This is a genomic window from Psychrobacter sp. Ps4 (assembly GCF_022129285.1).
GTDB lineage: Bacteria > Pseudomonadota > Gammaproteobacteria > Pseudomonadales > Moraxellaceae > Psychrobacter > Psychrobacter immobilis_A.
Window position 1 is genome coordinate 20,734 of sequence record NZ_JADQAK010000029.1, and the last position, 14,171, is coordinate 34,904.

Genomic DNA, 14,171 nt, shown 5'->3' on the forward strand with positions numbered 1-14,171 from the left:
TGTCTGTGGTTACACCAGCGTTATTAATCACCGTATTGCCGGTAGTGACACTATTAACATTGATATCATCCGCTGTACCAATCGTAATGTCATTCCCATTGCGATTGACTTTAATATTTTTACCGTTTTTAAAACTGACTGTTGCATCGGCACCAACAGCAGTTGCTGCATCACTATTTGCCTGAATCTTAAATGTCTGATTTTGTAGATTAGTGATATTATTACTATTCGTTGTAGTACGACCATCAATGTTAGTAATCGCCGCACCAACGTTAGTTACTTCTTTGCCATCTACATTGTATTTAGGTAGAGTCACTGCACCCGTAACTGGATCGTAAGTTGAATTACCACCTAGAGCCGCTGCTGTATCTTCACCTTGTTTATTGCTCAATATATTTTGTTTTCTTAATTGCGCAACTGTTACAGCATCGCTATCTATCGCACCATCAGCTAAGTTTGTCAGGCGGCGTTTTTCAGAAGTATTACCAAAAGAAACAGTACCTTGAGTAGTGGCATCTATGTTGGTTAAAAATGATGCTCCTGATTGCGCTTCAGCAATAGAGTTTTGTCCCAGAGCGGCACTATTTATACCATTTACTCTCGAATTTAGACCCAGTGCTACCCCGCCTGAAACAGCGGTGTTAGCACCTTCGCCGATGACTACGGCATTAGTGGCTGTTGCTTTCGCGCCAGTACCAATAGCGACTGACTTTTCAGCTGTTGCTTGTGAGTAAGCACCAATTGATAAAGCGTTTTCTGCAGTCGCTTGTGCGCCACCACCAAAAGCAATAGAATCTTTAGCTGAAGCTTTAGTTTGGCCTACAGTTTGATAGTTGGATCCAGCTTGTCCCTCAAGACCACCTGCACTCTCAATATCTGGTGAACCAATTGCAATCGCACGATAACCTGTTGCGGTAGCTGAATGACCAATGGCAAGCGTACCTTTACCTGTTGCAGCAGACACATTACCGATTGCTTGTGCGTAGTCAGCAGTTGCTGCTGATTGACGTCCAATCGCTAGAGCCGTATTTCCTTTTGATAAAGCACCCACACCTACTGCCACACCAGCAATATCTGTTGCGTGAGCATATGTGCCAATAGCTACTGAAAGACTTTTATCTGTTAAGGCGCCTGTACCTATTGCGGTTGCACCACCAGTTGTTATAGCTGTTTTTGCTGCGCCTGTATATTTTATACGTCCATTGGAGTCTACTGTACTGTAATCAGTGTTATAAGGATTATTACGATCTGCAATAAGTGCAACTGCGGACTTAGTTTCTGACTCACAACCTACAGCTACATTAGCAGAAAAATTATTATTTACTCCTCCCCCAGTTGTTCCTGTATTAGCTGGGGTGGTGCAATTCGAAGAAGAAATTACCGTACCACTTCCTGTGCCTCCTGTACTAGCAGCAGCAAAAACTTGAGGCGACAAACTCATTCCCGCTGCTGCCAATCCCACACATAAGGCACTTAAGCGCGATAACTGTGTACCTCTTGTTGCTATATCTGCAGACACAGGTGCGCTAGCACTTACAGCACTACTCGAAGATTTTCCACGGCTTTTTGCATATTCTGATACTGCCATAAAACATTTTAACGACTTATTCCAAATGACTTTATAACTACGGTTCATATTTTGTTCTTCCTATATGAATGAATTAATCATGGGTATATAAAAATAAAACCTGTAGCGATCAGCTAAGCTAATTGATAAGTGCAATAGGTTTTATATGGAAAAAAGACAAGCAAGCGCTATCTACCACTCTAAAGTAGTAGATAAAAGAAGACAGATAATTAAAGAAATCTTTTATGATTTATAGAAGAACATAGAGGCTAATTACCTTATTAATACGCCAATCTCAACTTATCGTAGGCTTTTGATTTTTATAGAATTTAAAATTCTAATTGTTTTAACTGAAATTTTAAAAACTAAGTAAACCAATACCTTAGAAAAATAAGTTGAGAGTGGGGTTTATTAATATAAGACTTGATAAGATTATGCTGTCAATACATAACAATTCTTAAACCCTATAAAAACTGGCTATTTATTAGTCACTCTAAATGAGAAATTAGCGTGAGGAGCTTATTTATAAACTACTTGAAACATGATTCTAAGTAATAATTGTTACATTACTGCAATTTTATTAATGCTATATCAATCTATTGTATTATTATATGGAATGAAAGCATACTTAACAATTGCTCATATTCAATCTAACTCATAAACAATCAAAGTATTCTAAAATTGATTCGAAATGCAACATAATAATTGTTAGTATTTAAAGTACAAAAAAGCTACTTATCTTTAAGTGGCTTTTTTGTGGGAGTGTTTACATTGGTTTTAATAATTAAAGCTGGATCTGATGCACTACTGCGAATATCACACCTATAGGCATTTTATTTTGAGACCATCCCACATTCTGTGTAACTGCCCTTTAGATTAAATGCTTACTAATACGGTCATCAAACATAATCATAAAGCGATTAAGAGCAGACGTCCAGTTACGAATGGGCATCGACCACTTTTTAGACGCCTGCTGGGTTGCTAAGTACACCACTTTAAATGCAGCTTGATCAGATGGGAACACCTTACGCTTATTCACCGCTGTCCGAATCACACTGTTTAATGATTCAATAGCATTGGTGGTATAAATGGCTTTTCTGATGTCTTTAGGATACTCGAAGAACACCGTTAAGCCCTCCCAGTTATGGCGCCAAGACTTGACCACATGCGGGTACTTATCGCCCCAAGTCTCATCAAAGTGCTCAAGATTGGCCTCTGCTATCTCGATGGTATCAGCACCATAGATGGCCTTTAGATCAGCCGCTACTGCCTTTTTATCTATCCAAGGCACAAACTTCATCGAATAGCGCACCATATGTACGATACACAGCTGAACCGCCCCGGGATAAACCGTATTGATGGCATCAGGGAAGCTGAACCGCCCCGGGATTGTCGGAGACCCAACATTCTGAGAAAATACGACAGTAAAAAAATAAAACTACGCCCTGTTATCTTTATCTAAAGGCATCACAACATCATATAAAAATCGATTTAATGCTGTAAGGCTTGATATTAACCATTATATTGCATTAATAATTGCTTTTCTGCAAAACGATATGAGTATATGAGTATATGAGTATATGAGTATATGAGTATATGAGTATATGAGTAAAAATTGGTTCTTTCGACAATATAAGGCGGCAAACGTGCCAAGAAATTTAAACTAAGATCAATATGTCAGCTTTCATATGTACGTTTTAAAAAGATACATGAAGACATGTCAAATTATCCCTATGCTTCTTACTAATGTATGTACAGATATAAGTACAGATATAGTATATACTAGTGTAGCATTTAACCTATAATGATAGGTCATATAACCAACATAATTAAACGTGGAGTAATTATTATGGACGTTGTGAACTACACTGATTTTAGAAAGAGCTTAGCAAAGTATATCGATAAGGTAGACACTGATAAAGGCCCGATATTAATTACAAGACAAAATGCTAAACCGACGGTATTGATGAGTTTAGAAGAGTTTAACTCGTATGAGGAAACACTGCATCTTTTAAGCAGCCCTACCAATGCCAAGCGTCTCAGACGCTCTATTGCTGATGCTAAAGCTGGTCGCTTGATTGAACGTGAGATTGATGCCAAAGATATGCCCCTCACTTTTGATGATGAGGTAGACGCTTGATACTATCTTGGACGGAAGACGCGTGGGAGGACTATGAGTACTGGCAAAAAACCAGTAAAGAGAAAGTCAAACAGATCGGTAAGCTGATTAAAGCCATCAAACGTGACCCATTTAAGGGTATTGGCAAACCTGAACCACTCAAACATGACCTTGCAGGCTACTGGTCTCGTCGAATTGATCAAGAGCATCGGCTGGTTTATGAAATTCAAGATGATGCGATCATTATCGTCCAGTGCCGTTATCATTACTAAGCAAAGGTATAACAGCTCAAAAAGTGCCTGATTTATAATTAGGCACTTTTTCATAGTGATAGGTAGTTAGTTAATGTCCAGAAACGTTCTTTAATTATTGAGACATCTCAGCAATCAACTGACGCGAGTACTTAGCCACGATTTATATTTCAGAATAGCTATGGTCAACCTTTAAGAGACTTGCGATGATTTGACGCTTCTTAGTAACGGGTCTACGGCTTCTATGTTTATTTTCTGCTTTAGCCTAAGTAATTTAAAAATGCCCTAGATATTAAAAACCTAATCTATATGACAAACAAAAAAATGCCTCTGGGAGTTGACTCCTAGAGGCATTTAGTTTTTAATGTAATTAACGGTTACAGTGTGCGTCAACACCCTGTAACGAACAAATAAGCATACGCAGTGCGTTATTTGAACAGCATTAAATGCCCGTGTAGGTGCATTTTATCCAAAATATGCTTTCATATCAACCTTATTCACTATACATTTTAAAAACTGCTTGTTCGCTCGTTACCTCCTTGTGCTGCTCTCTCTGTAATTGTTACCCGTCAAATGGGTGGCAGGCCTCGGCGACGACTGCGTTTGACATAAGGGTGAGCTCCCTACAGGGGTGACTAGACAAAGGATCAGAGCAACGCAATGAGTGGTTACTCGTGCATATCGTAGCGGTATATTGGGTTTAGGCCCTTGCTAGCGTATGACAGCACAGTAGCGGTTAAGAGCGTGTCTAGGCGGTGCTATCAGCCGTAATCTTAACAACCGTAGCTTGATACAGTGATACGGTCTTGATGACGCGATGGGCGATGAAGTCGGCATGACTAATCACATCAAATCCAAGGAATGCACTAAAGCGTTTGTGAGTATTTTTTTACTCATAAACGCTTTAGGGTGAGTGTTCCTTGAAATCTGCTCAAGGCTCCAAAATCAGCATAAATTCACTTAGGCTAATTTAAGTAGTATATAGCCCACTAGGCTATATACTATAAGAGTCCAGAGAAAAATTTAGAATAGTTAATATACAACAATCACTTATTCAGTGAGTCGATATTGTCATGGTTGATTCATAAGCTTAGTGTGAATAGAACGAGATCTATGTCTTGGGCAAAGTATCTTTCACACTCATAACTGTTCTTTATCTTGAAATTCTAATTAAACTGAAACCTCGAATACTTTTATTTAATCAGCATCCAAAGCATTATCTTTGTTTTGAATAAGTATCAGAGCATCTTGTGCTTTCTTAAGTTGATCTTGTAACAGAGTCACTTGTTCTTGCTCCGATAGGTGATGGCTTGATAGCTCGCTATACTGCTTATTCAGTACGCTATGCTCAGCTTCAAGCTTAGCCTGTGTTTGGGTCAGCTGGTCGTTGAGTCCTGATAGCTTGTTACGCTCAGCGACTATGGCCTTTAACTCCCCTTTGACTTCTGCTGTGTCAGTCGCTATCTCATTGCGTTCAGTGGTGACTGTCTTTAGCTCACCCTTAGTCACTGTCAGTTCTGTTTGTAGACGTGCAATTTCTGCTTTATCGCTACTAGCAGTGGCTTCAAGCGTGGCCACTTTTGATAGGTTGGCATTTAACTCTTTTGACTGCTGATCAAGGGTATGGCGCAGATCTGCAAGTTGAGCTTGGGCTGCATCTGTCTTAGCTCGTTCAAGCTCAAGCGCGTGCTGAGTATCACTGAGTGTCTGTATCAGCGTGTCACGTTCAGCAGTAATCTGAGCCGAAGTGATTGCCGCTGCCTCTGCAGTTGCTGTGACCTCATCGAGCTCTAGCAACAAATTAGCTTGTTCACTCTCTAGCGTCTTAACCGCCTCTTGTGCCTCGTCTGTCTCAGCTTGTGCCTTGGCCTTAATACCCTCTAACGCCTCACGCTCTTTAACTAGACGATCATTGGCGATATCAATGGCCGTCTGCCACATATCCGCACCAAGCGCTTGTAAGCGCTCCGCAATGCTACTTGGCAGATCAACCTGTCTTAGCTGCTCCTCTTCTTGGTTATCCTGACGCCAAGACTTCATAGCTTCACTGATGGTCGTGAATGAACCGCCGCCTAGCGCTTTACGTACTTCGGCTAGAGTGGGCTTAATACCTTGTTCTTGTAGTTGGTCGGCAGTGGCATGAATCTGCTCTGTAGTAATGGCCATAATCATTGTCCTTAATAATGTTGTATGAGTAAATATGTAGTTTTTGTATTATATGTATATAGTATAATACATTTTACAACATACTACAATGCAAGATATAAAAAAACCTCAAGTGATCTTGAGGTCACGGTCATTAAATTATAGTTAGTGATCCGCTAAGTATTCTTCTAGCGCATTATTGATCATTTCTTGATAGTCACCACCTGTTTGCTTGGCTCTATCCTTAAACTTGGCAATGATACTTGGGTTGATGACGCTCGCTTCAGCAGAGAACGCTTGCGGCTTAATGCTGCCACGGATAGCGTTTGACCAATCCGTAACTTCTGGAATATCTGATAAATCAATATTGTCATCACTAAGCGTTGCTAAATATTCTAAGTCCGCTTGTTGCTTTGCCGTTAGTGGTGGTAAATCGTCTATTTGATAGCTAACCTTGTTCATATTGCCTCCTCTCACTCTTTGTGGCACGCCTAGCCAAGATAATGCGTATAACCTCGCCACCATCTATGTCTGTCTGCGTATGGGCTACTAATAAGACTGCTGTGCCGTCTATTGTACCCAGCGCCTGCCACCGCTCCTCACCATTTTCATACCTGTCTTGCTGACGCAGGCATAAAGGATCTAAAAAACCCGGGTAGCTGCCTCAAATGATAAACGGTGTTTGCACTGATTGGTGATGTTTTTTTGTTCATCCCATTCAAATCTAATACTCATCTTTTCTCTCAATCAGTATGCTCTTTATAGATTGGCAATTCATCTTGACTGACAGCTGCTACTTTCTGATACTCAAAAGATAGTGGCACTTTATTGGTTTGCGCCACTTGGGTCAAAAATAATTTGATCGCTTGAGACGGTGTTAATCCATAGCTTTCAAATACCGAAAAAGCATTTTCTTTTAGCTCTTGATCGAGCCTAATATTATAATTAGTTGTCGTCATAACATCACTTTTGGCTTATTTATGTACATATAATATAAGCCATTTGTATAGGCTACGCTAGCTCAATTACTCTTTTTTTCTTTGCTATGATTTCTGCTTAGGGAACGTATAGCCTATCGCCAGTAAGTGCTTTTTGTGGGTCTTTAAAAAAGCCTCATCTCTTAATTGAGTGTGTAACCAACTAATAACTTCTTGAGTGCTTTTACCTGATGGTGCGTAACTACCAAACGGTGAGTAGTTAGCCAACAAAGGGGCAAAACGATCAATTTGCTTAACGGTTAGAGGTGGGATATCTCTATCCTCATTATTCTGATTTAGGCCCTCCTGTCCTTTTTTCTTAGTTGGCTTGGCCTTGACGGTGAATGTCAAACCTGTAACTGTGCGTCCACGTTTGATGTTTTCATAGGTGATTTTGATGTCGGTTTTCTGATTAATTTCTTTTATGGGCCCATCAACTGCATTCTCTTTCAAATTGTTGATGCGCTCATACGACTTAGGCGTGCCAAGTTCTTGCCTATATTGATCTAAAGTCATAGAAAAACCACCCTTCCCCTCAGACTTTTTTGCTAGATGGTAAAGGTCTAACGAGTAAGTCAATTTGAGGTTTAAGATATCTTCTTTTAAATATTTAGTGTAAGGGTTGAGCTTATCAAAAACCTGAAGTAAGTATATTACCTCATCTGTAAAATGCATCGATATATAGCCATCTGCATATTTCGACCTGATTAGCCATTGAACCTCTGTATCATCACCATCCTTATCCTCATAAATGAATGTACGCTTCATTAATTTTTTGCTAGCTGATTTCATTTGCTTATAAGCCGAGTTTCTATCTATTCCGCTAAGCTTAGCAAATTCAGAAGACGCAACCTCTATCGGTGTTTTTTCAGTAGCATTATTAACCCTAACCAATGGGCTCGCTAGAATAATGATGCGCTTCTCATCAATAGACATCTCTCTAAAAGCTTGAGTAATTTTATTCTGCATAACAATCCATTTTTCAGGATATTTTTTTTCGTATAGCTCGACATCATTCATTATGACAACCTCATTATGCTAGTTACTTTAAGATACTAGCATAATGCGGGATAAAAGTAGCATTTAAACGGGATAAAAGTAGCATAATGCGGGATAAAAGTAGCATAATGCGGGATAAAAGTAGCATAATAGAGTGCGTAACCCTTTAATAGCAAAGCTTACAGACTGTCTAAAAGTCTTTAAAAGTTTTTAAAAGTAAAAAATATATTTTTTATTTTAAATAATAAGGAAAAAACCAAAAAACCGACGGATTTAAGATGATAATTTGATCGACCAATCACTTGTAAAACTGATCAGTAGCTCAGAATGCAATTGTCCATTTACTTAATGTTATTCCACGTTCGCATGGTTCGGATCAAGCTTAGATCTTTGAAGATCTTCAAAAGCATGGTCAAAGATATTTTGAATATCTTCGTCTGTCATTCTGGACAACCCTGTTTTCACATTCTCAATATCAGTCTCATTTTTTGTAGATAGTTTGTCTTCATTTTCAGTAGCCATTATCGACACATCTGTAAACACTTATCAAACCGTTGCTAAAAAGCCTAGAAACCACTCTTATATACGTTTTACGCTCTGTCCGATACGATGGTAGCTAAAGCTATTCTAAAACGCTTAAAACAGCCGATAACCGTCTCCTAACCTTTCGCTAATTAGTAGACGATCCAGCTGTACCTTCAATTAGGCGATTTCTAGCAGCTACTGTGCTGATGAGTAAGCATCAAGCAATGAACCGTGGTCACTGTCCTGACTGCTTTTAGGTGGTGTAAAGCTGCTTGGTGTTTCCTTAGCCTCACTTTGCATCTTATGAGCGATTAATTTTAAAAACTCACGGTGCTTTTTTAAACGAACGTACCTTTCATTATCATGGGCGTCTAAAAATATAGCTTGTAGTTCATGATTGTCATCATCGTCTAATGCGTTGGCTAACCATTCCCCCAACACCTGATGTGCCTCAAGTCTGTCCTGATTGATTTCTTTTTTAATAGCCTGTAACTGCTTTATCTTATCTGCGAATAGATCATCTGATATTACTGACATTATCTCATCCTTTTCTAGTCAACTATGATAGAGTTGATCCTAGCAGTGTACACATAGGGATGCAAGGTAGTAAAATACACAAGACCACATCGTTTCGTGGGCGCAGTAGTATTTTAACCCTCTGTTAAGAGCGAACTTAGGAGTTTGTGTAAAAAAGACCCACAAGGGGTACTATTTTTTTACATAAACTCCGTCGTTCGGCAGGGGGCGAACCCCCTACAACCCCCCAAAAATCATCTCTCAATATTGGGTTTTTTTGCTATGAATAATAAAGGGTTTCATCTGTCGGTTAGCGCCGTTAGTAAGGCGAAAAATCATAGCGTGGTGGCAAAGTCGGCTTATAATTCTGGCTCAAAACTGGTTGATGAGCAGTCAGGAGTCGTCCACGATTACACCAGTAAAGCTAAAGACAAAATCTTAAATTTAGTGGACAGTGATGGTACTAAATACACGCAAGTTATTGAGAAAAATGTGATGCATACGGCGTTGATAACGCCAACTATTGCTGGGGATCTAGCAGTGACACGTGAGGGTTTTTGGAATGATATCGAACGCATTGAGACTCGTAAAAACGCGCAATTGGGTACTGAGATTGATGTGATGTTTCCTGATGGGATCACCGCTGATCAGCGTATAGTTCTGGCCGAGTGCTACGCTCAAACATTATCTGATCGCTATAACGTGCTTGTCGATGTGGCCATTCATCGGCCCCACAGTCACGAGAAACATGTGGGGGAGGTTGAAGTGGTTGAGCTGACCAGTCGTAACTTTCATGCCCATATTTTACTCTCAAGCCGTGAGATAGTAGCGGATGTTAAGGGTTATGCTTTATCAGCACGCAAGAATTGGTTGCAGTGGTCAACGGAGGAGCGGTTATCTAAGGGGTTAAACGGACGCGGCGATGAGCTTAAATATCAACGCACCCTTTGGGCGGATATGGCCAATGAGCTACTGCCTAAGAATAAAACCATTAGTGAGAAATCCTACCGTGAGCTGGGCATCAATCGTTTGCCAAAAATGAAACTGGGTAAATCACTATATAAGGATATTCTCAAAGGCAATCGTTCAGTGATTCACGAATACAACGAGACGATTGATGAGATCAATGCTTACATTGAAAAAAATGGTTTAGTAATTGAGTACGACGACAAGGGACGTATTGACCTAGAAAGCAATGAACAAGAGGTTAACGGCGTCACAATACATTATAAAAAGCGTAAACCCTTTGCGCGAATTGAGCTCAGTAATATCCGATTTGTAGATCCTGCCGTTGAACTTGAACCCGCTATCCCTAAAAGTAACAGTCAGACGCATAGTGATGCGGCCAATGATCACGCACTTGATGAGCTTTTAGCAATCTCAGCCGACTTTGTGAGTCAAAAAAAGATGGTACGCAGCGCCTTATTTTCAACCATTGATGCGCTGCATGAAGAGTTAGCGCACCAGTCTAAACAGATTATTACTATTGATAAAAACATTAAGAGTACCCAGCGGTTCACCGAGGAGGTGGGACAGGATTTTAGTGACCCCCGCCAAAAAATGATTGAGCTTGCCAGGCAGATAAGCACAAAAGAGCAAAGTGAGGCACTAAAGGCGGCTTTAGCGTTGGTTGAGGAGTTTAGACAAGATGATACCCTACAAACAGGCCGCGCTGTTAGCCGTCTTGAAGAGCAGCTGTCACAGATTGATAAAACGGTGCTGAACAATAAAACGGTTTTAAAAAAGCTGATCCCGCTTAATAATGAAGTCATTGCTGACTACAAAGGGTTGAAGGCCACGCTAAAACCCTTTGCCGCAAAGCTGAATAAACTGGCGACTGGCTTTAAAGCTCTTGATGAGATTGATATTGAAAAATCCGACTTATCCTTACAGTGGGATCAAGCGTTTGCGGATCTACAAGAGATAGATATCACCAATAACATGGATACTTATCATAAGTTTGCTGCATTTGCAGATCTGGACGTTGAGCGCTTTAAGTACCTTGAAAAAGAACGTGAGGCGCTCAGTACGTTAAAAGCGGTAGAGATAGACGCGGATGCTGACACTCGTTTGACGGCATTGGCCGCTGATGTTAAAGCGTTTAAGACCACCAATAATGAAGACATCAAACAGTTAAAGCAGCAAATTAATACCAGTAAAAAGACTTATCAGCGCTTATCACCGTTTTATGAGCAGCGTATCGCCTTACTGGATCAAAGTGAGGCGGTGATCGTGCAAGATGATGATTTATACGATGAAATCATAAGTACCAAGACTACTCAATTGAATGCAGATCGGCTTGAGGACTGGCGCAGCCGTACTATGGCGCTGCAATATCAGCTCAACAAAGCGCATGAGCAAGCAAAGCTTAAGAAAGAGGCTGAGCGCGCACGAGAGGAGGCTTTGATCAGGCGGCGAGAAACCTTAAAACAGAGGCGGCAGCAGGCATCTCTTAAGCGTCAGCGAATCAATGAGACCAAAGCATATCGAGATCGATTTGACAATTTAGTGGTACGGGTGCGTAACCGCGTTAATACCCTTGATTTTAAGGCCGTTGATGCACCGATCGAAGTGATCAACGCGGCTGAGGCGGTTGCCGCACAAGCATTTATATTCACTACTCTAAAACACACTGACAGCTTTACGACACTACAAAAAAGTTTACGAGACACCGATGCTAAAAAAATTGCAACGCAGGTGCAGAAGGCAGCAACGACGCTATGGCAACAGCTTGAGCGCTTGCCTGACAATCAAGATAAGGTCGAGGTGTTAACGAAAATCAATGAGCGCTTTGAGCACGTTCCTGCTATCACCATAGATGGGGCAACGCTCACACAAACTGTGACAGATCACCTGCAAAAAACGAAGAACGCCATCCAAGCGCATGAACAAGCACAAACACGCCGCTACTCCTCACCACGCCCATTTTAGGCGGCATTATAATAATGAGTACCCCATGAATAAAGACAATAGCAATGAGCAAGACATACACGATCAACTTGTTAACCTAGTGACTTCATTGACTCCGGTCATTGGGGCCTTGCGTGAGCTGATTAAGCGAGCCGATGATGCGGTAGCGAGGCGGCTTGAGCGTTCGCTTAGCGGTATTGATAGCAAGGTGAATGAGGTGTCTTCTGCCATTGAAGAATTAGGTAGTAGCGCAAGCACGACTTCGCAGGCATTGAGCCAGTATCAAGAACTCGTGTTAAAGCAGCTACAAGCGGCAGTGACTGCTTTTACTGACAATGAGATGCCGCGTCGTTATGATGACAAAATAGCGGGCATCATCACCGATATGAAACAGCAGATTGATACGGCTGTAGAGTCGGTCGTCACTGCTAAAAACGATAGCATAGAGGTACAAATCAGTACCATGCAAGGAGTTGCTGATAAACTTAGCGCAAGCGCGGACAATCTAGCCCTATTCACCAATCAGTACCAAGCTGGTCATAAGCAGATTATTGAAGATATTGAGACCTTTGAGACCACCACCAAAACGCGGATTGAGCAGGTCGAGGCTAGAGCTAGTAAAGACTTGGACAAAATTCATAAGTCCATTGAGACTATGAGTATTAAAAGGATTGCAGCCGCTGTCGCAGCGGGTACGATGGCTGTGATAATAAGTTTGGTGGCTCTGGTATTTTGGTATGTGCCAAGCTTTGATGAGATTGCAGAGATGAAATACCAGCAAGCAGAGCTACAGCGCGGCATCGATGAGCTTGAAACGGGTTGGAAACAGGCCTTTAATAATGCTCAAAGTGCGCAGTTTATTTTGGCTTGTGATGTTAATAAAGAGCAGCCTGATGCAATCAGCTGGTGCGTTAGAGCAGACAGTAAGAGTGTTTTGAGAGATGAGAGAGGCTTTGTTTATTATAAAATAGCTGGGGTGCCGCGTGCAAAGCCGACTGAGTAAAGACGTATGGTAATAGCGAGCTATATTGCCCAAAAGTGCGTCTTCTGAAACATATAAGACTGAAAAAAGGCTTGTTTGATTGTCGTTATCTTTGTCTATATTAAAAAGCCAGATAATGACACTTTATCTGGCTTTAAGGGTTATTGTTTCTTGTTAAACAAGAAGTCTGTAAATATAAGCTAAAGTGACTAGGCTGCTTGGTCAGTATGAGCTGTGACCAACTCTATAAAAGCAGTTTCAAGGGTACTTAACGCATAATCATCAATCATAAGACCGTCATCTATCTGTCGTTGCACCCAGACATAAATCGCTTCATCATTATAAAGAATAGCGTCAACACCAAGTAATGATGCCAGTTGTACGCCTTGCTGTACTTGTAAGCTGAATAACAGCTGAGAGGCTAAAGCTTTAGTCTGTTCACTAAACCAAGCGCAGCTGTTGAGCCGAGATAGATTGTTATTCATTGGTATTCTCCTGTAGATTATTGTGTATAAATAATGGATAAAATGACTTACTACAGGTCAAATTATACCTATATTTTAATCTATTGCAAGAGAAAATGACCTTCTATAGGTCTTTTTATACTTTTAAAGGTGATAATGTCTTATGAGCGAAGGTGTTCACTCAGGTGATTCACTGCTGTCCTCATTTATGATTTCATATAAATCACCAACATTGATTCTAAGATACGTGCATAAAGACTCGATGATATCTAGATCAACTCGGGTGGCTTCTTCATGATACATGCGAGTAATGGTGCCACGATTGATACCAGTATCTCTTGCGACATCGGCAATTTTAAGGCGTCTTTCGCCCATGATGGTCGATAAGTGACACTTCACCATAGTGGTTTCCTCATTAACGATTAGTAGTTTTTGATTGGTGAACGGATTATAACGAATATGAGCGGCTAAAGTATTCCTTTTAGTAGCTCAAATTGGTATCCAATAGCGCAATTTGCCTAGTAATAGGCAGTTTATTATGCTGTCTTTGATACAGGACGTCTATCATGATGGATATACGCTAGTTAGAAAAGGCGATGCTATTTTTACTATGAAGTATTGCTATTAATAGTGATGTGACGTACATTTTTAGTTATACTTATATACTTATATACTTATATACTTATATACTTATATACTTATATACTTATATACTT

At 40.5% G+C, this 14,171-nt stretch carries 13 protein-coding genes and 2 pseudogenes; 4 read left to right on the top strand and 11 right to left on the bottom strand.

Annotated elements, in window-relative coordinates:
* Positions 1-1,636, bottom strand: a 1,636-nt coding sequence (locus I3252_RS13350) for an ESPR-type extended signal peptide-containing protein (RefSeq protein WP_269129730.1), incomplete at its 3' end; no start/stop codon positions are given.
* Between the two features lie 802 nt (positions 1,637-2,438).
* Positions 2,439-2,939: pseudogene (locus I3252_RS13355) on the bottom strand (transposase); the annotation flags it as partial.
* Between the two features lie 477 nt (positions 2,940-3,416).
* Between I3252_RS13355 and I3252_RS13360 the strand changes: the two are divergent.
* Together I3252_RS13360 and I3252_RS13365 are read left to right on the top strand one after the other, a co-directional pair.
* The gene (locus I3252_RS13360; RefSeq protein ID WP_087813576.1) at positions 3,417-3,707 is read left to right on the top strand and encodes a type II toxin-antitoxin system prevent-host-death family antitoxin; all 291 of its coding nucleotides are present in this window, start codon (positions 3,417-3,419) and stop codon (positions 3,705-3,707) included.
* The gene (locus tag I3252_RS13365; RefSeq protein ID WP_045456466.1) at positions 3,704-3,958 is read left to right on the top strand and encodes a Txe/YoeB family addiction module toxin; all 255 of its coding nucleotides are present in this window, start codon (positions 3,704-3,706) and stop codon (positions 3,956-3,958) included. The genes I3252_RS13360 and I3252_RS13365 overlap by 4 nt, the downstream gene beginning before the upstream one ends.
* A 1,176-nt stretch (positions 3,959-5,134) precedes the next feature.
* Here the strand turns inward: I3252_RS13365 and I3252_RS13370 are convergent.
* From I3252_RS13370 to I3252_RS13400, 7 genes and pseudogenes are all read right to left on the bottom strand, one after another.
* On the bottom strand, positions 5,135-6,103 hold the full coding sequence (locus I3252_RS13370; RefSeq protein ID WP_238035577.1) for a DNA-binding protein: 969 nt from the start codon (positions 6,101-6,103) through the stop codon (positions 5,135-5,137).
* Positions 6,104-6,247: 144 nt separating this feature from the next.
* Positions 6,248-6,544: a hypothetical protein gene (locus tag I3252_RS13375; RefSeq protein ID WP_045448295.1), complete on the bottom strand. Its 297-nt coding sequence runs from the start codon at positions 6,542-6,544 to the stop codon at positions 6,248-6,250.
* Positions 6,531-6,817: pseudogene (locus tag I3252_RS13380) on the bottom strand (BrnT family toxin). The gene I3252_RS13375 and the pseudogene I3252_RS13380 overlap by 14 nt, the downstream one beginning before the upstream one ends.
* 8 nt (positions 6,818-6,825) lie before the next feature.
* Positions 6,826-7,041: a type II toxin-antitoxin system RelB/DinJ family antitoxin gene (locus I3252_RS13385; RefSeq protein ID WP_045448298.1), complete on the bottom strand. Its 216-nt coding sequence runs from the start codon at positions 7,039-7,041 to the stop codon at positions 6,826-6,828.
* 84 nt (positions 7,042-7,125) lie between these two features.
* Positions 7,126-8,079 (bottom strand): replication initiation protein, encoded by a 954-nt coding sequence (locus I3252_RS13390; RefSeq protein ID WP_045448300.1) that lies wholly within the window; start codon positions 8,077-8,079, stop codon positions 7,126-7,128.
* 330 nt (positions 8,080-8,409) lie between these two features.
* Positions 8,410-8,580: a hypothetical protein gene (locus tag I3252_RS13395; RefSeq protein ID WP_157292455.1), complete on the bottom strand. Its 171-nt coding sequence runs from the start codon at positions 8,578-8,580 to the stop codon at positions 8,410-8,412.
* A gap of 198 nt (positions 8,581-8,778) precedes the next feature.
* Positions 8,779-9,120, bottom strand: coding sequence for a hypothetical protein (locus I3252_RS13400; RefSeq protein ID WP_238035578.1), 342 nt, complete (start codon positions 9,118-9,120; stop codon positions 8,779-8,781).
* Between the two features lie 261 nt (positions 9,121-9,381).
* Between I3252_RS13400 and I3252_RS13405 the strand changes: the two genes are divergently transcribed.
* Both I3252_RS13405 and I3252_RS13410 read left to right on the top strand, forming a co-directional pair.
* The gene (locus I3252_RS13405; RefSeq protein WP_238035579.1) at positions 9,382-12,030 is read left to right on the top strand and encodes a MobA/MobL family protein; all 2,649 of its coding nucleotides are present in this window, start codon (positions 9,382-9,384) and stop codon (positions 12,028-12,030) included.
* Positions 12,031-12,055: 25 nt separating this feature from the next.
* A complete protein-coding gene (locus tag I3252_RS13410) occupies positions 12,056-13,012 on the top strand; it encodes a hypothetical protein (RefSeq protein ID WP_087813584.1) in 957 nt (318 codons plus the stop codon).
* Between the two features lie 188 nt (positions 13,013-13,200).
* Here the strand turns inward: I3252_RS13410 and I3252_RS13415 are convergent, their stop codons facing one another.
* Positions 13,201-13,476, bottom strand: a complete 276-nt coding sequence (locus tag I3252_RS13415; protein WP_045448311.1) for a hypothetical protein — start codon at positions 13,474-13,476, stop codon at positions 13,201-13,203.
* Positions 13,477-13,632: 156 nt separating this feature from the next.
* A complete protein-coding gene (locus I3252_RS13420; RefSeq protein ID WP_045448313.1) occupies positions 13,633-13,857 on the bottom strand; it encodes a helix-turn-helix transcriptional regulator in 225 nt (74 codons plus the stop codon).
* Between the last annotated feature and the right edge of the window lie 314 nt (positions 13,858-14,171).